Below are 24146 nucleotides of genomic sequence, written 5' to 3'. Positions count from 1 at the left end.
ATATTGTCCTGTGTCGTTTTCCGCGGCGCAGGTCTTATACTGCCGCGTACCGCATCCCGACCGTCATTGCCCGATGTCGTCCGACCGCTCGTCGCTGCTGCCCGCGCTCACGCTGCGGCAGGTCCAGCACTTCGTCGTCCTCGCCCACGCACGCAGCTTCACGCAGGCCGCGCAGGCGCTGTCGCTCACGCAGCCCGCGCTCACCGCGTCGATCCGCCAGATCGAATTCCTGCTCGGCGGCCGCCTGTTCGCGCGTACCGCGCATCGCCTCACGCTCACCACGGCGGGCGAAGCCGTGCTGCCGCTCGCCGAACGCCTGCTCAACCAGGCGCGCGGCACTTTCGACGACATGACGCGGCTCATCGGCGAACGCATCCAGACCGTGCGCATCGCGTTCATCCCGTCGGTCGCGGGCCGCCTGCTGCCCGCGCTCAACGCACTGCGCGGCACGCACCCGACGCTGCGCTTCACGCTCACCGATTTGCCGAACAGCGCGCTCGTCGAAGCCGTGCGCGACGGCGTCGCGGATCTCGGCATCGGCGTGCGCGAGCCGGACAGCGACGACGGCACGCTGCGCTACCAGCAGTTGTTCGAGGACGAGATCGTGATCGTCGTGCGGCATGACGATCCGCTCGCCCGCGCGAAGAGCGTCACGTGGGCGAAGCTTGTCGATCGCGAGCTCGCGGTATTCGTGCGCGGCAGCGTCAGTGAATCGCTGCATCGCACCGGCGGCACCGAAAAGCTGCGCCTGAACGTCACGTACCGGATGGAGTACACCGAGCCGCTCTACGCGCTGGCGCGCAACGGCCTCGCGACCGCCGTCTTGCCGAGCCTCTACACGATGCATCTGCACGATCCCGAACTCGTCGCGCTGCGCGTCGACAAACCGCGCGTCACGCGCGCGATCTCGCTGATCTCGCTCGCCGCCGACGATCGCGGCCCGCACGTGCGCGCATGCCGCGAGTGGATTGCGAAACACATCTGATCCCGATTGCGTTGCAACGGCCCGTGCTCAGGGCAGCGTCGCGATGCGCTCGACGAGCGTCGCATAGAAACGGTCCGCGTCGATCTCGTTGACCCACGTCGCGTTCGCCGCGCGGCCGCTGCGGCCGTTCCAGTCGACGATCGTCTCGCCAAGCGTCCACTGCCCGGCCGTCTCGACCACCACGTTCACCTTCCGGCCGCCAAACAGCGTCGGGTCGACGAGATAACCGACGGCTGTCGGGTCGTACATTGGCGCCTCTTCGACGCCGCGCCGCTTCTTGTTGTATGCAAGCTCGGCATCCATGATGTCCGCGACGATCGCGCCGCAACGGTTGCCGAGTGCACGGAACGGCGCAACGCGCGCCGGCGTGATCGGCGCCTTCACCGCGACGTCGCGCGGCAGCACGACGATCGGCACGCCGCTGCCGAACACGACTTCGGCCGCCTGCGGATCGACGTAGATGTTGAACTCGGCAGCCGGCGTGATGTTGCCGCGCTCGAAGAACGCGCCACCCATCAGCACGATCTCGCGCAGCGCGCCGCGAATCTGCGGCGCCTCGACCAGTGCGGTCGCGATGTTCGTCAGCGGGCCGAGCGCGCACAGCGTCACGCTGTTCGGCGCCGCGCGGCTCAGCGTATCGACGAGGTACGACACGGCGTGACCGGCAGCAAGCGGCGCGCGCGGCTCGTGCAGTTCGACGCCTTCGAGCCCTGTCTTGCCGTGCACGTTCGCGGCCGTCACGAGGTCGCGCACGAGCGGACGCGGGCAGCCCGCGTAGACCGGCAGCGTCTTCGTGCGACCGGCCCAGTCGCGGATGATTCGTGCATTGCGTTCGGTCAGGTCGAGCGGCACGTTGCCCGCAACGGCCGTCAGCGCGCGCACGTCGAGCCGGTCCTGCGCGCCCAGCGCGAGCAGGATCGCGATGGCGTCGTCCTGCCCCGGGTCGGTATCGATGATCACCGTGCGGCGCGCGGCGTCGCCGCCGGCCGCGAACGCGCCCGCTTCGGGCAGCAGCGCGGTGCCGGCCAGCGCAGCGGACAGTTTCAGGAAGGTGCGGCGGGATGCGATCGGATGGGTCATGGTCGAACTCAGAAAACGTGCCGGACGCCGAGCGTTGCCATCATCTGGCGCGTGCCGGTCGAGCGTGCGTACGCGAAGATCTGCGCATGGTCCGCGTCGCCGGCCGCCTGCTGCGCGATCACCGTCAGCGCGACGTCGGTGCGCTTCGACAGGAAGTAGTCGGCCTGCAGGTTCACCTGGTGCCATTTCGGACGCTTGTCGATCACGTCGTACTTGCCGTTCGTGAACGCATACGCGGCGCCGAGAAAGAGCTGCGGCGTCATCGTGTAGACGACGTTCACGCCGAGGTTCTGCAGGTGCAGGTGCGAATTGTCGAGGTAATCGTAGCGCACGTCGGTGAACATCGCGGCGAACTGCGCGCGGCCGATCGTGTAGAAGCCGCCCGTGCCCGCGATCCGCTGCCGGCTTGCGTACGCCGCCGGCGTCATCGCGCTCTTGCTGAAGATCAGCAGCGGCGACGCGTAGTCGTTCGCGATCGCACCGTCCTGGTTCGTCGCGCTGTATGGATGGTTGTACTGCGCATAGACCGCGCTCCAGCGTAGCGCGCCCTGCTCGTAGCCGAGCCCGAAGCTGTATGCGCTGTTGTTCGCGAAACCGGTCGCGTTGCTGAAGCCGTACAGCGCGGTAAATTTCAGGCCGTAATAGACGGGGCTCACGTACTTCACCGAATTCTGCACGCGGATGTCGTTGTAGCCGTTGTCGTTGTCGCCGATGTTCACGCCGTTGCTCGCGATGATCACGGGCCCGATGTAGTCGTGGATCGCATCGTACTGGCGGCCGAACGTCAGCGAGCCGTAGGTGCGGTCGGCAAGGCCGACGTAGGCCATGCGCCCGAATTCGCGGCCGTTCTGCGCGGCCGTGCCCGTCATCACGTTGAAGCCGTTTTCGAGCTGGAAGACCGCGGACAGCCCCTGCCCGAGATCCTCCTTGCCCTTCAGCCCCCAGCGCGGATTCTGGTTCGTGCCGGACAGCGCCTGCCAGGCGTTCTTGCCGCCCTGGTTGGTCGCGAACCCGACGCCGGCCGAGATGAGACCGTACAGCGTGATGCTGCTTTGCGCACAGGCATGGGTCGCGAAGGCGCCGAGCATCGCGAGCGGAGCGAGCTTGTAGAGAGTTTTCATGCGGGTCGTGTGGTCGGTGGTGGTCCAGGCGCGGCAGGGTTCCGCGAAACTGGACCCGACTATACGAATCCCGATCGGATAATAAAAGTTTGCTTTTGTTATGGTTCAATAAAACGGATTTATTCTCATCCCTGCATCTCCACCAGGCCGGCGCACCGGCGGTCAGTCCGCCGTGTCGCCGCCCTTCGGCACCTTCGACCATGCCTTGCGCCCCGGCATCGGCGCCCAGGCCGGGCGGGCCTTGCGCGCGCTGTCGATCACGACCAGGTAGCGGCCCGCGATCGGCGTGATGTCGCGATCGCGGCGCAGCACCCACAGCGACTTGCCGGCCTCGACGCGCGCCTGATAGTCGTCGTCGAGCAGCCCGTGACGGTCGAAGAACGTGTTCAGCGACGCCGGAATCCGCACGCAGCCCTTCGAGTGCCGGATGCCGAGCAGCGCTTCGAGGCGGTCTGGGTCGGTCGCATGCATCTGGAAGCGCATCGGCGACACGCCGCCCTTGCCCCAGCCGCGCTCGCCGTCGACCCAGCCGAAGTCGTAGATACGCATGTCGCGGTGCCCGTAGCCGCGAATGCCGTTCTCGTTCGTCGTCCCTTCCGCGCGGAAATCCATGTTGTCGGGCGAGTGATGGAACACGCCGAGCGGCGTCAGGAAGTGATCGTACTTGCCCGGCAGCCCGGTGCCGACCGGCGATGCGCCGATCATCATCCATGCGTTGGCCGGTGTTGCGCGGAAGTAGATGAAGAGCGCCTGTACGTTCGGTGTGCGGTCGACCATCGCGACGTATTCGCCGGCGAGGTCGCCGAGGTCCGCATCGACGAGTGCTTTCTGGAGCCGCTCGCCGTAGGCGCGTTGCTCGCTCGCGGGTACGTTCAGGCGGCGCGTGACTTCCTGCATGAAGCGCTTGCGCATGTCGACCGCGCGCTCCGTTGCGTTCTTTGCTTCATCGGCCGAGAGTGGCGGATGGCGACGCGGCGGGGTCGGCGCGGGTGCTTCAGCCTCGCTGGCCGCGGGCGCCGATGCGGCCGACGCCGGTTCCGCTGCGGATGTTGCGGAAGCAGCCGATGCGCCCGATGCCGTGCTGGCCGGCTCCGCGGGATGCGCATGTGACGCGGCGGGCGCCGCAGGCGCGGACGATGCGCCCGACGACGCATGCGCAGCCGAGGCTGGATGCGCATGAGAAACCGCCGACGCGGGCGACGCAGCTGATGAGGATGACGTAGCAACCGGCGACGATACGTCGGACGCGGCAAAGGCCGGCCGCCCGGCAAGAATGGAAATCGGCAGCGCGGCCGCAAGCCACACGTACATGGCCACCGCGCGGGCAAGACGGTTCGGCTTCGCAAATGGCCGCTTCGGGCTGGAAAGGATCATACGTTCGAAGCCATCGGCCGATCCGGCCGCCGCATGGTGCTGTTGCGAGCGGCGCATCTTCCGCGCGAGCCATCGACACGTCCGGCGCATCGTGTGCGCCCGGCGCCGACGCCTCTTTGCGGCGGAGCCGTTCGCTGATGCAACGCGTGCGGTCCGATGGCGGCTAATGAGTCGTCAGGCCCTTCATTTTACGCGTCAGTGCAGGATTCAGCAGCGGCAAAAGTCGTGGTTCTACGGCAGTTTTTCGCTTCGTCACGCTTTGTTTCAACTCGTTGCCCTTTGCGGCTTCGTTGCGCGTCACGCTTATAGGTTGGACGGTTTGGCGCGCGGACCCCGGCGCCCGTGCCTTCGATACGAAACGCATGCTCCGGCACAATCAATTCGCATGTCAAATCATTATGGCGATGCGATGTCCGCATTGACACCACATCGCACGCATGCCGCATAAACGAGGCGACACGCGTGCGCACCTGCCGACTACTTCGAAATGGTTTCCAGCGCGATGCCCTTCGTGCGCGGGCCCATGAAACCGATCGCGGCCATCACGATCACCATCGCGCCTGCGATGAACGCGAACACACCGAACGTGCCGAAGCCGCGCAGTACGGCCGCGATCACGAACGACGAGAAGATCGCCGAGAAGCGGCTCCACGAATAGACGAAGCCGACGGCCCGCGCGCGAATCGACGTCGGGAACAGCTCGGCCTGGTATGCGTGGAAGCTGTACGACATGATGTTGCTCGCGAGCGTGAGGCCGATGCCGAGCACGATCAGGAACGCGCCCACCGTCGTCTGGCTGAACAACAACCCGCACACGACGATCGCCGCCGCCATCGCGACGATCACCGACTTGCGCTCGAAGCGGTCGGCAATCACGAGGCCGATCAGCGGGCCGATCGGCGCCGCGAGTGCGATCACGCTCGAATACATCAGGCTCGACGTGATCGTGATGCCCTGCTTGATCAGCAGCGTCGGCACCCAGTTCGCGAAACCGTAGAAGCCGACCGTCTGGAATACGTTGAAGATCGTCATCATGATCGTGCGGTTGCGATACGGCGCAACCCACATGTCTCGGAAGCTGCCGCGCGGCGGCACGGGCTCGGCCGGCGCAGGCGTCGGCAGCGGCCGGCCGTACTCGGCTTCGACCTTCGCCTCGAGTGCGCGCATGATGCGATCGGCTTCGTCGACGCGCCCCTGCTGTGCGAGCCAGCGCGGGCTTTCCGGCAGTTCGCGGCGGATCCACCACACGAACAGCGCGCCGTGCGCGCCGATCAGCACGACCCAGCGCCAGCCGTCGAGGCCGAGCGGCGCATGTGGCACGAGCAGGTACGCGAGGAACGCGACCACCGGCACCGCGACGAACCCGACCGCCTGTTCGCACGCGAACGCGCGACCGCGGATCTGCTTCGGCACGAGTTCGGAGATGTACGTGCCGATCGTCACCATCTCGACGCCGAGGCCGAGACCGACGACGAAGCGCCAGAAGTTCAGCCCAGCCGCGGTGTCCTGGAACGCCATCACGACGTTGGCGGCCGTGTACCACAACAGCGACCACGTGAAGATCGCGCGGCGGCCGAAGCGGTCGGCGAGGAAGCCGCACGCGATCGTGCCGATGAAGAGCCCGGAGAACAGCGCGGCGATGAAGCTCGCGACGCCCGTGGTGCCGAACAGGCCGTGCGTCGTCGCCGACAGGATGCCGCTTTTCACGAGGCCGGGCGCGACGTAGCCGCTGTAGAGCAGGTCGTAGAGTTCGAAGAAGAAGCCGAGGCTCAGCAGCACGACGAGCTTCCAGACGCTGCGCGTCGGCGGCAGGCGGTCGAGGCGGGCCGAGATGGAGCCGGGGTCGATCGCCGTGAGGCGGGCGTCGCCTGCTGCCGTGAGCGGGTCGGGCTGGGTGGATGCCATGGTGGCAAGTCTCCGGATTCTTGATTGTCGTTGGCGCAAGCAGAGGGGAACTGGCGAGCGGCTTCGCGCATTTTAGCGAGGCGCGTGCGGGAGCACATCAATCGGGTGATGTGCGGGGGCATCCGAGGATCCGCAGGAGCAGCCGGGATCAAGCCGGCGCCACTATCGCCGGCGAACGGAGCACAACGTCAAACAGGCTTCACCGCTGGCCAGTCGACGGGAAATCTTTCTTGCTTCTTCCCCCGTGACGGGTTCGCGTACCACGGGAAGTATCCAACATCTACATTCGCGAAATCCTGATAGCACTTATCATATAGCGCTCCATTCAGCATGCCGGCCGGGCATCCTGGAGCCGCGCTTTGAGATAGAACGTAATACTTCACGGCAGACAGCTCGCGTCCCGACAAATCCGACTATCGAATAATCAAGCGCTCAATCGCCTCACCTCCAACATCGCCCAGATTACGTGAATTGAAAAGTAATTAGACCCTGAGCACTCGGCTTACTCGCCACATGAAAATTATTCTTCAAAAACACGTAAACCACATCATCAGAAAAAATTCCGGGCTCCTCCTCAAATACAATATCGAAATCATCTCCATTTATTGCAAAAAGACACTCATGATCAACAATCGCCTCCTTGTCCTGCAGCCAGGCTGGAATTCCGCATATTTTTGACTCGAAATTCTTATCCGAATCGTCTTCATTAGTAACGCCCAGGCTAACCCGCTTCGCCTGAGAGACCAATCCGGAATACTCATTTCTCTCCACACCGTCGTTATCATGAAAAATCACAACGGAATTGTTATCACCGTCCGACGTCAACTCCTCCCAATGCAGAAACGGATCGTCTGTGGAAAATGGCGTAAATACTGACACCCACCCATCGATAGATTCATCTATCCAACCAGCAGGAATCGATAGGAGATGAAGAAGCTCTCCTCCCTTCGTGTCCTTCGGCCAAGGATAGCCACTTGGCAATAGACACCCCCCGCCCGCATGTGCTTGATCGAGACTTGCGGAGTCAGAAGAGAAAAGTATTTTCTTGATCATAAGACGCCTCCCAATTTAGTCGCAACAGTACAAACCACCCAGCAACTCATTGGATTGCTTGCCCCCGCTTGAGCACCGTTCCTTCTGGCATTTGACGGCGAGCGTTTTTTGATCAGATTCACGTGGATCGGACACGGCAAAAAACAAGGGCCGTTCATGCAGCCCCTTACTAAAATCTCTCTGATTACTTACCCGAGAAACCTGAGTTATGCGCAACTCGCCTCATAATCGGTCACAGATGTCGGCTTCGCAACGCCACACAACCCCACCCCCAACACGAGGACATGCATCGCACAATGACCTTGCACACCTCAGTTAGCCGCTGAATAGGAACCAGCATACGGCATCACGCCCGTAACTCTTTGACAAGAATTAGTGAATGAAAAGCAAAGGTTCACTACCCCCTCCCAATAAATTCATAAAATTATCCGGAGACGTCGACGCCCAATCGATTTCATCAATTCTTTTGAACTCAACACCTGCAACAACCTTTCTTTTTACCGCCTCCTCGACAAATTTCTCAGAACAAAATATTGCATTTTGCGCCAAATCCAAATCCTTTATCTTAAAGAAATCAGATTCAAAACCCGACTTAAAATCAACCGAACCAACCACAAAACGGTCCCCGAATTCATTCAACCCAATTATCGAAGACTTCTCCAGCACATCTTCCTTATAGACGCCAGACCCCAAGGATATTATGCGATATTCTTTTTCTGAAATGCCCCTCCCTTTCGAATCGACGATTGCTATGGGTCGACTTTCCCGAATGGGAACAGAGAAGTCAATCAAAATCCCCAAGAAACCTTGGCTAACAATATGAAACTTGGAATTTGATCCACTCGCTCTAATATCATATGAAATGAGCTTGTCACGAGATATTAGGAACATATCATCCGAAAACATTTCCCCAGGTAAGTCCCGATAGTTATACCAAGGCTTCTCCCCATAATTCACATCAAGAACGTTTTCAACAAACTTGTCATAAACGATCCCCTGCATCGCACCAACCGGACAACCGCGCTCTTTCTTTTCGAGTAACACGTAATAGTTCGACATATCAACCTCAACTGATGCGAACCGGGCTCGCCCCCGGCGACATTAACAAAATCCGGCTGGAATTTTGTAACTGAGAAATTTTATCGCGCGCCTGTGCCGCATCAATAGCACCACGCTTGAACGCGGACTCGATACGATCGACCTGCAAATTGACTCCGGCCGAATATATTGCATGCGAACCACAGTGATAAAATTTCCGTTTCATCGATTTGGCTTTTTGCTCACTATCAGGCATGAGCAAACCGTTCTCTTTAGCGTCACGCTTTCCCTTCAACCCAATGTCGTCGAAAAACGCCTGATGTTTTCCCCATATTTCCTCCGGAATCAAATGATGCGCCTGCATGTGATCGCCGGTCACTCCACCGAGATTGCGATTCAAGGTAGAACTACATAGTCCCCGTGGGTCGGTCCACTGGATAGGGTTGGGTGCATATTGGAAAAGGTTGATGCCACCTGCAAGGCCAATCGGATCCTCGCTGATGAACCGCCCCGTCACCTGATCATAGTATCTGTTGCGGTTATACCTCAGCCCCGTCTCCGCATCCTCCTGCTGCCCCTGGAACCGAATCGGGTTCCTCGGCTCCACGCCCGCCGCCTTCGACACCCGCGCAATCACCTCCCGCGCCTCGCCCCAGGCTCGATACGACGCCTCCCACACCACCTCTCCCACCTCATCCGTCATCAGCAACGGCGTCCCAATCTGGTCGCAGTGGTAATAGAACAAATGCGCGTCCGACTGTCTTTCCGGCACACGTTGCAGCAGATCCTTCTCCGGCACATACGGCTCGCCTTCCTGCCACACCGGCGTCTGGATCCCCGCGACCGGTTGCGCCGTCACATATTGGGCAAGCGGAACGAACGTTTCCGGCTCGTACACGTACTGCGTCGCACCGGCTTCGTTGCTTTCGTAGGCGAGTTGATCTCCATCCCAGCCGAACACCGTCCGCACGCCATCCACGTCCTTGCCGATCCGGCGCCCGAAGGAATCGTAGAAATACCGCGCCTCATGCTGCCGCCCGGTCTCCTCGACACGCGCCACTCTCAACCGGTTGAATCCGTCCCATTCGTATTCCTGCCGGCCCGACGGCGATCGCTTGCCGATCAAATTCCCTCGCGCGTCGTATTCGAAGTGGGTACCGGCATATTCCTTCAACAGATTCCCGAGCACGCGCGGCACTTCCGCCGGCAATGTGCTGTCCACGCTGTCCGGCACCACCGGACTCGCTTTCACCGCCCCCGGAGTACGAGCGTGCCGGGGACTGCCGTGATCGATGATGTTGCCTGCCGGGTCGAAGGCGAAAGTCTCCGTGCCGAGCGGCCCGATCGCCGCGATGAGGCGACCAACCGGGTCATAACGATAGTTGATCAGCCCCTTGCGGCTGTCCTCGATATGCTCGAGCTGCCCCACCGCATCGTACCGATACCGGCGCTCGGCCAGCGCGGCCGGCGCATTCGCTCGCCGAATGGCCTGCCGGGTGATTCGGCCGGCCGGATCGTACTGCGTCTGCTGCCCCACCTTGCTCGACAGTATCCGCCCGGTTTCGCGGTGCAAATCGTCGCGCTCGAACTGGATTCGCTCCTCGCCATCGAGCACGAGCCCATGCACGTGTCCCGACCCGTAGATCAACCAGTCCAGCACATGGCCATCGGGGCGGACGGTCTTGATCCGCGTGCCGATTTCGTCGCATTCGTGATGCCACACATAGCTGCGCGACTCGCCGAACAGCCGATAAGCATGATGTTCTCGCACCAGATTGCCGACCGGATCGAAAAACATCTGCGTCCGGCTGTGGCTGTTCAGCGCCTCGATGAGTCGCCCGCTGGCGTCGTACGCGAATCGCTCCTTGCTCGCACCCGAGGTCCGGCATACGATGCGGCCGGCCTGATCGAATTCGAGTTCGGTCACCTCCCCGCCCTCGTCGATCTTCACCGGCTGCAGCGTGCCCTCGCTGTATCCGTATGTCGTCCGCTTGCCGTCGAACCCAATTTCTTCCAGCAATCGCCCGGCCGGATCATAGTGAAATTGATAGGTCGCGCGATTCGCATCGGTCAACGCCGTCAAGCGACCGAGGCGGTCGTAACAGTAGGCGAGCGTGTAGCCGAGCGCATCGACGCGGCTGGCCACGCGCCCCGCGACGTCGTATGAAAAACGCGTCACGCGCTCCATCGGATCGGTATGGGACAGCAGACGGCCTTCGGCATCGTGCGTGTATCGATAGGTGCCTGCTGGAGACGAGATCTCGCTGACCGCCCCATTCTGGCCATACCGGTAAACCGTGGCATTGCCCTCTGCATCGATCGACTGCGCCAGTCGCCCGTCGGCATCGTAGCGCCACTTCGTCACCTTGCCCGAGCAGTCGGTGTACTGAAGCAATTGTCCCGCGTCATCGTAGACAAGTACCTTCGCACCGCCCTTCGCGTCGACCATCTTGACCGGCATCCCGGCGGCGTTGTACGCATACTTCGTCTCGTGCCCGAGCGGGTCCTTCTGCGCGACCAGATTACCCGCGTCATCGTAAGAGCGCTCCCACACACATCCTTCGGGATCCTTGAGACGAACGAGTTGATCGCGGTCGTCGTAACCCATCTCGACCACGGCGCCGTCGACGCGGTAATGCTTCGTCATGTTCCCGCGTGCGTCGTAGTCCATCTCCTCGATGCCGCCGTCGCGATGAACATGCATGACCAGGTTGTTGTCCTGATCGCGCCGCATCCACTCCTCGGTGCCATCCGGATACGCGATCCGGTACATGTATCCGCGGATGTTGTAGTAGTACCGCGTGACGTTGCCCAGCGCATCGGTGACATATGTCAGGCGGATGTTCGGATGCCACATGAGACGAATGTCGTGGCTGCCGTCATCGACATATTCGCGCACGCACCGCGCATTCGTGTTGTCGTCGCGCTCCGCCCCTTCCCACTCGAGATTCATGCCGCGGCCGGTGCGATCCGTATAACGCGTGATCAAATGACGGTCGTACGCATACTGGCGCACGTTGCCGTAACGATCCGCTGCGCGCACGAGATCGCCGTTCTCGTCGTACTGGTATTGGGCAAGCGTGGTGCGCGTGTTCGCGTCGACGATCTGTTCGATCGTCGTGATACGTCCGCGGCTGTCGTGACGAAACGCGAGCGTATGGCCGGCCGAACTGACGAGCCGCGCCAAACGATTCGCGTCATCGTAATCGAGCGCGATCGTATTTCCCGCGCGATCCTTCTGCAACGCGAGACGGAACGAATCGCCGCGCTTCTCGTAGACGTGCAGCAAATTGTGACCGTACGCGACAGTCGCCCACGTGTCGTCGAGCCGGCTCAGCGTCACACCTTCCACGCGGTCGTCGTGAACGGCGCCTGCCGCGAGCGCCGTATATTCGATGTTGCGGCCGGTTGAATCGCTGTAGATCCATTTGCCATCCCGAACATCGATGCGCGTCATGTATGGCGAGAGCCAGCGCGCACCCAGTTCGCCGCCATCGTATCCGGCCAGCCGGGACCGATAGACGCGTATCCAGACGACGGGCATCGCACCCGGCAATTCGAAATCGGCATGAGAAAACGTCTCGTCGCCGAACGCGTAGCTGATCGAACCGCCCGACGCGCCGACCCCGCACTCTTCGCAGTGGTCCACACCCGAGCCTTTCGCTCGCGTCTCCTTCTTCGTCGCGGCAAGGGGCACCTGCGGCCGCCGGGCCTCTGCTTCCGTCGTGCCCTGCGATTTGATCGATGCAGTGCGCATCGCTTCGCGCTTGTGCCGCAACGCATTGACCAGCTTCAACAGCAGCCACATCAGCTTGCCTTCGTCGCTGCCCTTCAGCTCGTTGATCTTGCCCACCACCACCGGAGCGAGCGTGCGCAAGGACACGGCAATCTGGCGAATCGGTGCGACGTACTCCTCGGGAACGAGCCCGGCCGCCGTGCTGGTCGCGGCGTTCACGCCGCGCTTGCCGAGCGCCTTCTCGGACTCGGCCAGATATCCCCACGCCCCCGTTACCAGATCCTTGCTGAACCATCCGCTCTTCTTCATCTGCTGACGATACTCGGCGGCCCGCCGCTCGTTCTCCGCAGGATCGAACAGTTGCCCCGCCAACACCGCATCGATGCCGTCCGCGAGACTTGTCAGGATCTCCCGTGCTTTCGCCGCGCAGTGGTCGATCACGTCGTTGAGCACGGCCTGCAGCTTCGTCAGGAAATCCTCGATCTCGGTCGCGCATGACGCCTGGACATGCGTGACGACGATCGATATGAGCGCGGCGCCGATGTCGCGCTTGTGAATCAGGATTTCATTGCGAATCAGCGCCAGCAGCGGCCGCGCCGTGAGACGCATGGGGGCCAGCACCGGCGGAAATGGAATCACGCCGATCAGGTTGATCGCGAGTCCGAGATAGTCGAGCAGTTCGCCGCCGCGCTTGCGGATGATCGAGACGATGTCGGTGAGCGCATCGGCCAGCGCCATCAGGTTGTTGAGCACCGGAATCATGCTCGCGACCGTCTTCAAGCGATCGACGTCCACGTAGCCATGCGTCACGCTGATCAGCCACGCGTTGAAGCCTTCGCCGGATGCGACGACGTCGTCTGGATGAACATCGGTCAACCACGGGGTGGCCTGCTCATACTCCGCGCCCGGAGGGAGTTTTTGATCTGCCATGCTCTCAGGATTCTTCTGGTTGTTCGTTTCTTGATGTGCGGCGGCCCCCCCCTTCTCTCGTGTCTCGGACGGCCTGCCCACGGCTCGCGGCATTGTACCGACGATTGCGCGACGGGAAAATGAAAGGTCCGCCTCCCGGTAGCCGGCCTCATCGTTTGAACCCTATTTATCACGACTCGCCGTCGCACCGACTTTATGTAAATTTCGTAACCGTCTGTCCCCGCGACAACGGCCGCCGGACGCTGAAAACGGCGCCCTTCCGAAGGCGACTCGATCGACACGGCCCCGACGCGACGGGGTGAACAGGACTTCGTCCGCGCCGTCATCCATGCCCGCCTCCCAGACACCCCGGACGCAGATTCGGAAGTCGTTCACCTCCGCACCCCGGTAACATGCTACCGGGCCAACTACCGGCTTCCGGCTGCCTTTCGGCATCCGGCATTGTCGGCAAATCGTAAGAATTCCATGTCCATACAACGACTCTCCACGTACGCCCGCCGGATCGCGCTGATCGCGTTGCTGCAGTTCGCCGCGATCGCCACGGCGTCGGCGTTTCCGGCAGCCGCTTCCGCCCCGGGCGCGAGCGGCGTCGGCGCGCCCGTGCCGACCATCTCGCTGAACGACGCCGTCGCGCAACTCAAGCAGATGCAGGTCGAGCTCGACCGCATCAAGCAGCAGACTTCGACGTCGACCAACAGCAAGGAACTCGATGCGCTCGGCGACTCGGCGCAGGAACTGAGCAGCGACGTCGCGAAACTGCAAAGCGAACTCACGCCGCAACGCGCGCAGATCCAGGCGCAACTCGATGTGCTCGGCCCGCCGCCGGCCGAGGGCGCCGCGCCGGAAACGGCGGCCGTCGCGAAGCAACGGGCCACGCTCGACGCGCGCAAGACGCAGATCGATGCGGCGCTGAAGCAGGCGGCAGACCAGAAGACCAGCCTCACGAACCTGACCGAGCAGTTCGCGAAGCTCCATCGCGGCCTGCTGAAGAACCAGCTCGCGTTCCGTTCGGGCAGCATCTTCAGCGCGCAGTTCTGGCTGCCGCTGTTCCACCTGTCGCCGGACGACCGCCAGCGGCTCGATGATTTCAACGGCGAACTGTTCGACATGCTGCGTTCGTCGTGGGTGCCCGGACAACGGACGATCACCACGCTGCTGCTGATTGCCGCATTCGCGGCGTGGCTCGGCGGCCGCAGGCTCATCGAGCGCGGACTCGCCTGGATCGCGCTGAACCGCCTGCCGCCCTCCCGTTTGCGCCGCAGCGCGCTGGCGCTGACGACAGCCCTGTCGACCTTCCTGGCCACGGCCATTGCGATTCAGATCCTCTACCTCGCCGTCGCGCGCCACTACGAGCTCACGCCGTCGCTGACCGATCTGTGGGACCAGTTCGCGAAGCTCGCCGCGACCTGCGCGTTGATCGCCGGCCTCGGCCGCGCCCTGCTCTGTACGAAGCATCCGTCGTGGCGCCTGCCCGCGCTCGCCGATCCCGTCGCGCTCGCGATGAAGCCGTTCCCCGCCATCCTGGCTGCGCTGCTGCTGGTGTCGGGCACGCTCGAATCGATCAACCGAATCGTCGACACCAGCCTGTCGGTCACGCTGTTCGGTCGCGGCATCGTATCGCTCGTCGTCGCGCTGACGGTCGGCGCATCGCTGTTGCGCGCAAACCGCGCACGCACCGCGCTTGCGGCGGCCGGCGAGGCGCCCGAGCAGCGCTCGACGCTCGCGGGGCTGATCCATGCCGGCGTCACGCTCGCGATCATCGCATCGCTGATCGCACTCCTGATCGGTTACATCACGGTCGCGCGCTTCATCACGTACGAACTCGTGTGGTTCGAGATCGTGCTGTGCGCGACCTACATCCTGATCCAGTTGACGCGCGACGCGAGCGAAAGCCTGTTCTCGACGAGCCTGTCGACGGGCCAGCAGATCAAGCACCTGTTCGCGCTCGAAGACCGCCACCTCGACCAGGCGCGCACGGTCCTGTCCGGTTTCGGCACGAGCCTGCTGATGCTGATTGCCGCCATCGCGCTGCTGACGGGCGGCTTCGGCACGACGCCGGGCGACCTGCTCGACAGCGCGGTCGCGATGATCGGCAGCCAGCGGCTGCAGAGCCTGAACATCATGCCCGACCGGATTCTGAACGCCGTGATCGGGTTCGCGATCGGCTTCTACCTGCTGCGCTCGCTGCGGCGCTGGCTCGACGGCGAGTTCATGCCCGCGCTCGGCATGGATACGGGGATGCGCGTGTCGCTGATCACGCTGTTCACCAATGTCGGCTACGTGCTGCTCGTGCTGATGACGCTCGGGCTGCTCGGCGTCCGGTGGAGCAACCTCGCGTGGATCGTCAGTGCGTTGTCGGTGGGTATCGGCTTCGGCCTGCAGGAGATCGTGAAGAACTTCGTGTCGGGGCTGATCCTGCTGACCGAGCGTCCGGTGAAGGTCGGTGACATGGTCAGCATCGCGGGCGTCGAAGGGGACATTCGCCGCATCAACGTGCGCGCGACCGAGATCCAGCTGAGCGACCGCTCGACCGTGATCGTGCCGAATTCGCAGTTGATCTCGCAGAACGTGCGCAACGTGACGATGGGCAACAGCACGCAGGGCGTCGCGACGCTGGTGCTGACCTTCCCGCTGAACACCGATCCCGAGCAGGTGCGCGACCTGCTGCTCGATGCGTATCGCGAGCACCCTGCGATTCTCGAGAAGCCGGCGCCGTCGGTGACGTTCAGCCAGCTCACGCCGGAAGGCATCACGCTGAGCGTGACGGGTTATGTGTCGAGCCCTCGGATTGCGAGTTCGACGAAGAGCGATCTGCTGTTCGAGATCCTGAAGCAGTTGCGCGCGGCAGGGATCACGCTGTCGAGCCCGCAGATGCTGGTCGTGCAGAACATGCCGGCGAACGACGGCTCCACGCGGCACGAATCGTAAGCGAGCCATTGAGAGCGGGTACGCTCGCGATCGATCGGCGCGCCGCACGCATCGCAATAAGCGACAAGGGCCGGTTACCGCTTCCGCGGCAACCGGCCCTTGTCATTCGACCGTCGAAGCGCCCTGGCCAGGCGCCCGCACTTATACGTCGAACTTCACCCCCTGCGCCAGCGGCAGCTGCCGGCTGTAGTTGATCGTGTTCGTCGCACGACGCATATACGCCTTCCACGCATCCGAACCCGACTCGCGGCCGCCGCCCGTTTCCTTCTCGCCGCCGAACGCGCCGCCGATTTCCGCGCCGCTCGTACCGATGTTCACGTTGACGATCCCGCAATCGCTGCCGGCCGCCGACATGAACTGCTCGGCTTCACGCATGTCGTTCGTGAAGATCGCCGACGACAGGCCTTGCGGCACCGCATTGTGCAGTTCGATCGCGTCGTCGAAGTTGTCGTAGACCATCACGTACAGGATCGGCGCGAACGTCTCGCGCTCGACCACCGCCGATTGCTTCGGCATCCGCACGATTGCCGGACGCACATAGTACGCATCGGCATGGCCAACATCGACGCGCTCGCCGCCTTTCACTTCGCCACCCTGCTCGCGCGCATCGCCCAGCGCCTTCTGCATCGCGTCGAACGATGCGCGATCGACCAGCGGGCCGACCAGCGTGCCTTCTTCAAGCGGGTTGCCGACCTTCACCGACGTGTAGGCCTTCTCGATGCGCGGCAGCAGCTGCTCGACCAGGCTGCGATGCACGATCAGGCGGCGCAGCGTCGTACAACGCTGGCCGGCCGTGCCGACCGCCGCGAACGTCACGGCACGCACGACGAGATCCAGATCGGCGCTCGGTGCAACGATCATCCCGTTGTTGCCGCCGAGTTCGAGGATGCCGCGCGCAAGACGCTGGCTCAGCACCTTCGCGACTTCCTGGCCCATCCGCACGCTGCCCGTCGCGCTGACGACCGGCACCTTCTTCGACGCCGTCAGCACCTCGCCGACATCGCGCATGCCGAGCACCAGCTGGCTCAGCTCCGCCGGCGCGACACCCGGATGCGTCTTCTCGAACTCGCGAAGCGCCTTCTGGAGCAGCACGTGGCACGCGATCGCGGTGAGCGGCGTCTTCTCGGACGGCTTCCACACGACCGAATCACCGCACACGAACGCGAGCGCCGCATTCCATGCCCACACCGCGACCGGGAAGTTGAACGCCGAAATCACGCCGCACACGCCGATCGGGTGCCACGTTTCCATCATCCGGTGGCCCGGGCGCTCGGACGCGATCGTCAGGCCGTAAAGCTGGCGCGACAGACCGACCGCGAAGTCGCAGATGTCGATCATTTCCTGCACTTCGCCGAGGCCTTCCGACGTGATCTTGCCGGCCTCGAGCGTGACGAGGCGGCCAAGCTCGGCCTTGTGCTCGCGCAGGACGTTGCCGAACACGCGCACGAGTTCGCCGCGCACCGGCGCCGGCACCGTGCGCCACTTGAGGAATGCGTCGTGCGCGGCGTCGATCTTGCGTTCCGCATCGGCCGGCGTGTCGACAGCCAGCGTCGCGAGCGTCGCGCCGTCGAGCGGCGAACGCGCGGTCAGCACATTGCCTTTCCACTGGGCGAGATCGATGTCGAGCGCGGCAAGAATGTCGTTGAATTGCATCACTTCCTCTTCAGGGACAGATTGATCGGTGCGGCGGCAGCGCCGCCCGCGTGATTCGATTGGAGCGCGTTCGCGCGCCCTGTGCAAGCGGATGCGCCGCGCGGCGGGCCCGGTGCGCCGTACGGCGCATCGCGCTGCGCCGCCGCCGGAAGCCCGGCCGGACGGCGCACACCCGCCTCGCAAGGCACGATCCATGAAACACATTGTCGATGGCCACAAGTCGGGCCGCTATTGATATTAACTCACGACTTCATTCCGAAAACGCAACAACCCAATCGGCCACCCCGTTACTTATACGTGCCGATTTGGGACGCCTCCAAAGCCAGCAACCGGGGTTCGGGACGCGTCGCGACACGATGCAAGTTGATGACAAACCTGCATCACCCTGTTCGGAAATATCGTTTGCCCGCCGCGCATCGGGCACACACAATCGGGGCGGCGTCGAGGTGCAGCGCACCCGGCGCGCCGCCGGCCGCCGCTAGGGCAGCCGGACGCCAGACGAACGCGACACGCATCGCGGCCCGGTTCATCGGGCCCGTTTCGCACCGTATCACCGCTGCCCGGCCCGCGCCCGGCAACGCGTCGCGCTTCGTCACCGAAAAACAATCCCGGAGACAGCGCCCAGCGCCCGCCATGCATTCAGATGCCCGCCCCGATTCGCCCCGTCCTTCCGGCTCGCCGCCCGCGAAGCCGTCCCTCCACCGTGCGCTCCAGGCCCGCCATCTGCGAATGATCGCGATCGGCGGCTCGATCGGCACGGGCCTGTTCGTCGCGTCCGGCGCGTCGATCTCGCAGGCCGGCCCCGGCGGCGCGATGCTCGCGTACATGGTGATCGGCCTGATGGTCTATTTCCTGATGACGAGCCTCGGCGAGATGGCTGCGTTCATGCCGGTGTCGGGTTCGTTCGCGACCTACGGCGCGAAGTTCGTCGACGAAGGCTTCGGCTTCGCGCTCGGCTGGAACTACTGGTACAGCTGGGCCGTGACGATCGCGGTGGAACTCGTCGCCGGGCAGCTCGTGATGGGCTACTGGTTCCCGCATGTGCCGGGCGTCTGGTGGAGCGCGCTGTTCCTCACATTGATCTTCGCGCTCAACGCGCTGTCGGTACGCGGCTTTGGCGAAGCCGAATACTGGTTCGCGTTGATCAAGGTGCTGACGGTGCTCGCGTTCGTCGGCGTCGGCCTGCTGATGATCTTCGGGATCATGCAGGGCGGCCCGAGCGCCGGCTGGGGCAACTTCACGATCGGCGACGCACCGTTCGCCGGCGGCTGGGCGACGATGCTCGGCGTCGCGATGATCGCGGGCTTCTCGTTCCAGGGCACCGAGATGATCGGCGTCGCGGCCGGTGAATCGGAGAACCCGCGCACGACGATTCCGCGCGCGGTGAGCCAGATCTTCTGGCGCATCCTGCTGTTCTACGTGTTCGCGATCTTCGTGATCGGCGTGCTGATTCCCTATACCGACCCGAGCCTGCTGAAAAGCGACGTGACCGACATCGGCGTGAGCCCGTTCACGCTGGTGTTCCGCCACGCGGGCCTCGCCTTCGCGGCCGGCGTGATGAACGCGGTGATCCTGACGGCCGTGCTGTCGGCCGGCAACTCGGGCATGTACGCGTCGACGCGGATGCTCTTCAACCTCGCGGTCGAAGGCCGCGCGCCGAAGCTGTTCGCGAAGCTGTCGCCGGGCGGCGTGCCGCGCAACGCACTGTATGCGACCACCGCCGTCGGCGCGCTGTGCTTCCTCACGTCGCTGTACGGCGACAAGACCGTGTACATGTGGCTGCTGAACACGTCGGGCATGGCCGGCTTCATCACGTGGCTCGGCATCGCGGTCAGCCACTACCGGTTCCGCAAGGGCTTCCTGAAGCAGGGCTACCGGCTCGACCAGCTGCCGTACCGGTCGAAGTGGTTCCCGTTCGGCCCGCTGTTCGCGTTCGCGCTGTGCGCGATCGTCGCGCTCGGCCAGGACTACCAGGCGTTCCTCTCCGACAAGATCGACTGGGTCGGCGTCGCTGCGACCTACATCGGCCTGCCGTTCTTCCTCGCGATCTGGCTCGGCTATGCGGTCGTGCGCAAATGCCGCCTCGTGCGCTACGAAGACATGGAGATCGCGCCGTGGATCGAACGCAACGCGACGCCCGAAACCGCGCCGCAGGCCGACACCGGCTACGCGGGCTACGTCGCGCGCCCGGCCAACCCGACGCCGGGCGCCTGAAGCCTGACGTCACGCTTCGCGCCGGCTGCCGCCCGACCGCGGCGGCCGGCCCCTGACAACCCCCATTCGACGCGGCGCGCGCGTTCAGGCAAGATCGACGCGCGCCGTCCGTTTCTCCGCCGTCACGAATCATCGAAATCGCATGCAGAACTTCTACGAAGCCACCGTTACCCGCCAGCCCTACCCGCAACTGACCGGCACGATCGACACGCAGGTCTGCATCGTCGGCGGCGGCCTCGCCGGCCTGTGCACGGCGCTCGGCCTCGTCGAGCGCGGCGTGCGCGACGTCGTCGTGCTCGACAGCGAACGGGTCGGCTTCGGCGCGTCGGGCCGCAACGGCGGCTTCGTGTTCGGCGGCTACAGCCTCGACAACGCCGACCTGCTGCGCACGCTCGGCCGCGACGAAGGGCGCCGGCTGTACCGGCTCACCGTCGATGCGGTCGACCTGATCCGCACGCGCATTGCACGTTATGGCATCGATTGCGACATCGTCGACCAGGGCGTGATGCTGGCGAACTGGTTCGACGACCCGTCGCGGCTCGACGGCGTGCGCACGCTGATGAAGAACGAACTCGGCGTCGACTGGGAACCCGTCCCGACCGGCGCGCTGCGCGAGCGGCTGAAGACGCAACGCTACTACGGCGGCCTGTTCGAGCCGAACGCGTTCCACTTCCATCCGCTCAAGTACGTGCTCGGCGTCGCAGCGGCCGCGTCGCGCGGCGGCGCATGCGTGTATGAACGCTCGGCGGCGCTCGGCATCGCGCGCGAAGGCGCCGGGTACGTCGTGCGCACGGCGCAGGGTGCGGTGCGCGCAAAGGACGTCGTGTTCGCCGGCGGCGGTTACGCGCGCGGCGTGTCGCCGCGCATCGAGCGCGCGGTGCTGCCGATCGCGACCTACGTGATCGCGACCGAACCGCTCGGCACGCGGCTGCCCGACGCGATCGACGCGCCGTACGCGATCTACGACACGCGTTTCGCGTTCGACTACTACCGCCCGCTGAAGGACACGCGGATCCTGTGGGGCGGCCGGATCTCGGTGCTCGACCGCGGTCCCGACGCGATCGCGCGCCTGCTGCGGCGCGACCTGCTGCGCGTGTATCCGCAACTGGAAGGCGTGAAGGTCGACTACGCGTGGGGCGGGCTGATGAGCTACGCGCGGCACAAGATGCCGCAGATCGGGCGCGACGCGGACGGCGTGTGGCACGCGATCGCGTTCGGCGGCCACGGAATGGCGCCGACCACGGTGGCCGGCGAAGCGCTCGCCGCCGCGCTGGCCGAAGGCCGGCCGGTGCCGGACGGCTTCGCCGCGTTCGGGCTCACGCGCACGTTCGGGCTGGCCGGCCTCGCCGCCGCGCAGCTCACGTACACCGCGTACCAGGCCCGCGACGCACTCGCGTCCTGCCGCCGCTGAGCGGCCGCGGCAGCGGAAACGGCCCGCCGGGCGGCCTTGCCGATTAGAGCGGAAGGTCGGCCGGGCGGCGATTTCCCGCATGCTAGAATGCCTTTTCCAAGCCGCCGCGAAGCCACAACAAAGTCACATGAAAGCAGGAAGCAAGGCCGCCACGTCCGATACCCGCGCGCTTGCGTCCGAAGCGCGGCGTAAATACGATCCCGAGCAAACCAAGCGCAACATCCTCGATGTCGCCACGCAGGAATTCTCTGCGATGGGCCTCGCCGGTGCGCGCGTCGACGCGATCGCCGAGCGCACGAACACGACGAAGCGCATGCTCTACTACTACTTCGAAAGCAAGGAAGGCCTGTACGAGGCCGTGCTGGAGAAGGTGTACGGCGACATCCGCGCGCTCGAGCAGGAACTGCACGTCGGCGACATGGAGCCGCGCGAAGGCATGCGCCGCCTCGTCGAATTCACGTTCGACTATCACGACAAGCATCGCGACTTCGTCCGCCTCGTGTCGATCGAGAACATCCACGGCGCGAAGTATGTCGAACAGCTGAAGTCGTTCAAGAACCGCAACGTCAGCATCATCAAGACGCTCGAGGAACTGGTCGAGCGCGGAGCGGCCAGCGGCGTGTTCCGCAAGGACATCGACGCCTTCGACCTGCACCTGTTGATCAGCTCGTTCTGCTTCCACCGCGTGTCGAACCGCTACACGTTCGGCGCCGCGTTCGGCCGCGATCCGTCGGCGCCGCGCCTGCGCGCGCGGCATCGCGACACGATCGCCGACGCCGTGCTGCGCTACGTCGCCGCGTAAGCAGCGATTACCGCCGGCCGCGGCACGCGCCATCCGCGCCCCTCGCGCTTCAGCGCGTCAGTCCGTCGGCGCGGTCGACGCCAGCGCGATCCGCGCCTTCTCTTCCGGGCTTCCCGCCACGTAATACTTCTTCGCCCAGCTCGAATCGGGCGCGAGCGCGAGCCGCGCATGCGCGCCCGTCCCGGCATCCGTGCCGTGCTGCTTCGCGTTGATCGCCAGCGCCCGTGCGCGATAGTGCTCGTAGAGCCGCAGGAATTCCGCGAGATAGATCGCCGCGATCCGCTGGTCGCGGATCTCGAGCAGATTCTCGTCGTTGTATTGCTCCGAATTGCGGCTCATGTTCGCCGAGCCCGTATAGACGACCGGATGCGCACCCTCCGCATCGATCACGATGAACTTGTGGTGGATCACGACGGGCGGAAAGGCCGGCGCCGGCTCGCCCGGAAAGAGCCGCAGTTCCGGCGTGAAGCCCTGCGGCACGGTGGCCGGCGAGAAATACGCGGCATCGATCACGTCGTGGTTGTCGCGGCTGCGGTGATACAGCTCGAGGTTCGCGAGCGTCGCCGCATCGAGCGCCTGGCCCGCCTGCTGCGCGGTATCGGCCTTCGTCGCACTGCCGACGTTGATCCTGTTCACCAGCCCGAACATCATCAGCCCGCGGTCGCCGGCCGCGAAACAGGCGTCGCGCAGCGCCGCGTCGGTCGGCATGAACAAGCAGAACGACACCGAATGCTTCGCGGCCGCGATCGCGGCGACGATCGTGTCGATCTCCGTGCGCTGCCCCGCCGGCTCCGGCGAAAACGCGACGCGCACCTGCGCGCTGCCGATCGTCATCGGCGCCGACCAGCCCGACGTCAGCTTCGCCGTCTCCGTAATCGACGGATTCCCGGCCAGCGCATGCGCGCGGTCGTTGTACAGCGCGGCCAGCGCGGGCGAGTCGAAGGCGTGCAGCACGTTGGCCTGCTCGGTCAGCCCCTCGGTCGTGAAGTTCGCGGAACCCGTCAACACGCGCGCGGGCGCCGGATTCGACGGTGCGTCGGTCACGATGAACTTGTCGTGCATGATGTGTGTCTTGTCGCGCGGCGCGAGCGTCGCGAGGCCCTGCAGCGCGTCGACGGCCGGCTGGTTCGGCGACGGCAGCGGCGGCTTGCCCTTGCGCGCCGTGGTGTGCGCGTCATAGACGATCGCGAGCGACGCTTCGCCGTGCTTGCGCCCGAATGCCTCGAACGCGGGCAGCGCCCACAGCGTGTCGGTCAGGTGATAGACGGCCGACGCCGCGCGCGACGCGGGGTCGAGCATCTCCGCGAACACCTGCTCCAAGTCGTTCGCGAGCCAGGTGCGCAGCTTCAGCGCCTGCGCCGCGCCCGGCGCCTCGTTCGGCTCGAGGCCCAGCGCCGCGACCTGCTTCGAGAACGCCTGCGAGCTGACCACCGCGCGGTTGAACCACGTACCGATGCCGTCCTCGATGTGCGCGGGCAGCACGACATCGCACACGCCGGCCTGCGCGTCGAGCACCTGCAGGTTCGCCGGCGTGCCGACGACCGGGTAGACGTCGTAGCGGAACGACGCACCGCGGTCCTGAGGATCGATACGCGCATCCCACCACATGAATTTCTGGATCGGCGCCTGGTCGGTCGGTGCGTCGCCCTGCGTGTCGGCGGCCGGGCCGTCGAACGTCAGGCGGTTCGGCAGCCAGCTGTCCGGCGCACGCGTCTTGCCGTCGGCCGACCAGAAGCCCGGCGTGCGCCGGATCGCGAAGCCGAGGAAATCGGACCGCGACGCCGCATCGGGCCAGTCGAAGGCCAGCAGGACCAAGGTGGGGGAAAGATAGCTGCGCACGCTGACGGTCATTCGTTGCTCCCTGGCCTGACGGCCGGTCGAGATGAATGGGTCAGTGTTGACGGCGGTTCTTCCCG

14 protein-coding genes are annotated in these 24146 nt (G+C 64.4%); 5 read left to right on the top strand and 9 right to left on the bottom strand.

Annotated elements, in window-relative coordinates:
• Positions 1-73 precede the first annotated feature (73 nt).
• Entirely contained in the window at positions 74-985 is a 912-nt protein-coding gene (locus AC5LXX_RS18335) for a LysR family transcriptional regulator (protein WP_493412559.1), read from the top strand.
• Between the two features lie 27 nt (positions 986-1012).
• Here AC5LXX_RS18335 and AC5LXX_RS18330 read toward each other — a convergent pair whose 3' ends face one another.
• The 7 genes from AC5LXX_RS18330 to AC5LXX_RS18300 form a co-directional block, all read right to left on the bottom strand.
• Positions 1013-2065, bottom strand: coding sequence for a nucleoside hydrolase (locus AC5LXX_RS18330; RefSeq protein ID WP_493412558.1), 1053 nt, complete (start codon positions 2063-2065; stop codon positions 1013-1015).
• Between the two features lie 8 nt (positions 2066-2073).
• Positions 2074-3186 carry a porin gene (locus tag AC5LXX_RS18325; protein WP_493412557.1) on the bottom strand — a complete coding sequence of 371 codons (1113 nt, stop codon included), beginning with the start codon at positions 3184-3186 and terminating at the stop codon, positions 2074-2076.
• A gap of 162 nt (positions 3187-3348) precedes the next feature.
• Entirely contained in the window at positions 3349-4650 is a 1302-nt protein-coding gene (locus tag AC5LXX_RS18320; protein ID WP_493412556.1) for a hypothetical protein, read from the bottom strand.
• Positions 4651-5037: 387 nt separating this feature from the next.
• Positions 5038-6465: an MFS transporter gene (locus tag AC5LXX_RS18315; protein WP_493412555.1), complete on the bottom strand. Its 1428-nt coding sequence runs from the start codon at positions 6463-6465 to the stop codon at positions 5038-5040.
• Positions 6466-6927: 462 nt separating this feature from the next.
• Positions 6928-7518 carry a hypothetical protein gene (locus AC5LXX_RS18310; protein ID WP_493412554.1) on the bottom strand — a complete coding sequence of 197 codons (591 nt, stop codon included), beginning with the start codon at positions 7516-7518 and terminating at the stop codon, positions 6928-6930.
• A gap of 372 nt (positions 7519-7890) precedes the next feature.
• Entirely contained in the window at positions 7891-8562 is a 672-nt protein-coding gene (locus AC5LXX_RS18305) for an Imm43 family immunity protein (RefSeq protein ID WP_493412553.1), read from the bottom strand.
• A 22-nt stretch (positions 8563-8584) separates the two neighbouring features.
• Positions 8585-13222 carry an RHS repeat-associated core domain-containing protein gene (locus AC5LXX_RS18300; RefSeq protein WP_493412552.1) on the bottom strand — a complete coding sequence of 1546 codons (4638 nt, stop codon included), beginning with the start codon at positions 13220-13222 and terminating at the stop codon, positions 8585-8587.
• Between the two features lie 465 nt (positions 13223-13687).
• On the opposite strand from AC5LXX_RS18300, the gene AC5LXX_RS18295 reads away from it, so the two are divergent.
• Entirely contained in the window at positions 13688-16150 is a 2463-nt protein-coding gene (locus AC5LXX_RS18295; protein WP_493412551.1) for a DUF3772 domain-containing protein, read from the top strand.
• Between the two features lie 141 nt (positions 16151-16291).
• On the opposite strand, the gene amaB is transcribed toward AC5LXX_RS18295, so the two are convergent.
• Positions 16292-17803: an L-piperidine-6-carboxylate dehydrogenase gene (gene amaB / locus AC5LXX_RS18290; RefSeq protein ID WP_493412550.1), complete on the bottom strand. Its 1512-nt coding sequence runs from the start codon at positions 17801-17803 to the stop codon at positions 16292-16294.
• A 633-nt stretch (positions 17804-18436) separates the two neighbouring features.
• Here amaB and AC5LXX_RS18285 point away from each other — a divergent pair.
• From AC5LXX_RS18285 to AC5LXX_RS18275, 3 genes are all read left to right on the top strand, one after another.
• Positions 18437-20017 (top strand): amino acid permease, encoded by a 1581-nt coding sequence (locus AC5LXX_RS18285; RefSeq protein ID WP_493412549.1) that lies wholly within the window; start codon positions 18437-18439, stop codon positions 20015-20017.
• 142 nt (positions 20018-20159) lie between these two features.
• Positions 20160-21428: an NAD(P)/FAD-dependent oxidoreductase gene (locus AC5LXX_RS18280; protein WP_493412548.1), complete on the top strand. Its 1269-nt coding sequence runs from the start codon at positions 20160-20162 to the stop codon at positions 21426-21428.
• Positions 21429-21555: 127 nt separating this feature from the next.
• Complete coding sequence (locus AC5LXX_RS18275; protein ID WP_124456267.1) at positions 21556-22230, top strand: TetR/AcrR family transcriptional regulator; 675 nt, start codon at positions 21556-21558, stop codon at positions 22228-22230.
• 57 nt (positions 22231-22287) lie between these two features.
• Here the strand turns inward: AC5LXX_RS18275 and AC5LXX_RS18270 are convergent, their stop codons facing one another.
• A complete protein-coding gene (locus tag AC5LXX_RS18270) occupies positions 22288-24081 on the bottom strand; it encodes a phospholipase D-like domain-containing protein (RefSeq protein WP_493412547.1) in 1794 nt (597 codons plus the stop codon).
• Between the last annotated feature and the right edge of the window lie 65 nt (positions 24082-24146).

It is taken from the genome of Burkholderia torrens, from assembly GCF_984668525.1.
The sequence above is the reverse complement of the archived record's forward strand: the minus strand, read 5'-3'. Positions and strand labels throughout refer to the sequence as shown.